Raw genomic sequence first — 1,326 nt, 5'->3', positions numbered from 1 at the left:
CGGACATGAGATTAAAGGCGATGGTTGGGTTGAATATTACTGATGTGGTTAATGTTATTAGAGACCCACCTTTATTGTCTATACTTTCTGTTTTTTGGCAGAGTTTGATGCAGGGTGTGGGATGGAAAGGTTGTGTAGGGGCGATCGGCTTTATACAAAAATAATTTAGCTAAAGTATTTGTATCAAGACTTACGCAGAAGTAGCATATTCACTAAGAGGTAAAGGCCTTTACCCCTCACAGATGGTGTATGATTTGATATTTTGCGTAAGTCCTATTGCATTTTTATCAGGATTTATCTTATCCAGAGATTGTCTAACGGCAGGGGATTTCTTACCAGAATGTCTGCAAGTACATTTCTCAGAAGGAAAATTTCAGCTAACCACACTGTTGGATTTTAGGCAAAGAAAAAAACATTAGCAAACCTTGTCTGGAACCTTAGCAGCTAGCCAAGGACTAAAAGACTTAGACTACACTCTTAGACAATTTATTTGGAAGGAGGCATTTGATTTGAGCTAGCAGTGAGTCAGGAATGGAGCTTTGAGATCGTCTTAAGTATAGAGACAGAAAATCAAATTTTGTCCAAGAAAAAAGCAGAGGTAAATTAAATGACTTACTACGTTGACTTTGAAAACCAAACAGATCGAGTCTGGACGATGGCAGTATATCAAAAGATACCGAGTTCAATAGGGTTAGATAGTGTAGCCTGGAAAAAAACAATCGTCCCCCCAGATGGTGAATCTGGGGTTGAGTGGGAAATTACCTATCTTGTTGCACTCGCCAATTACAAACAAAGCGGAGGAATCGGAGTCTATAAATCATCCCAAAAGAAGAAGAACATATCATTAGGCACTCAGTGGAAGGTTGTCTTCAAGGAAGGCGTTCAGCAGCTTGTTCCGGATGGGAACGCTGGAAGTGGGGATTTAATTGTCATCAACAACGATTCAAACAAATTCGCGGATATTGGTGTCGGCATGTCAGGCGAAGCATCGCTTTATAAGAAAGATGTAGTAAGTGGATCGGGAGCTCAGTTTCAGATCACACCTACCTATTATGTCGGTCTTTTTAACGACTTGGAACTGGGAACTGTGATCTCCAGCAATGTAGTGGTCGGTCCATTAGAACTAAAATTTCCTGGAGGAGACAATAAAGCCATTTTGAAGGCTTATATGGATGGGCAAACAATCAAACTTGATCTGGACTATAGAACCCCTAACCGTATCTTCATATAAATATCAAGTTTTTTTGACTAGGAGACAGCTATACTGGAGACAGGAGACAGAAGGTAAGAGAGAAAAGGTTAAGAGGGAAGATTTGGGGAGAGATA

1 protein-coding gene is annotated in these 1,326 nt (G+C 40.2%); it reads left to right on the top strand.

The genetic code is table 11. The annotated features are described in order from the left end of the window. The first annotated feature begins 607 nt into the window (after positions 1-607). Complete coding sequence (locus tag F6K27_RS33220) at positions 608-1,231, top strand: hypothetical protein (protein WP_287280605.1); 624 nt, start codon at positions 608-610, stop codon at positions 1,229-1,231. Positions 1,232-1,326: the final 95 nt, after the last annotated feature.

The sequence above is a fragment of the Okeania sp. SIO2F5 genome, from assembly GCF_010692685.1.
Classification (GTDB): domain Bacteria; phylum Cyanobacteriota; class Cyanobacteriia; order Cyanobacteriales; family Microcoleaceae; genus Okeania; species Okeania hirsuta.
The sequence above is the reverse complement of the archived record's forward strand: the minus strand, read 5'-3'. Positions and strand labels throughout refer to the sequence as shown.

Excerpts from the sequence above, each read along its gene's own strand:
- F6K27_RS33220 (WP_287280605.1), top strand. The coding sequence starts at position 608 with ATGACTTACTACGTTGACTTTGAAAACCAAACAGATCGAGTCTGGACG.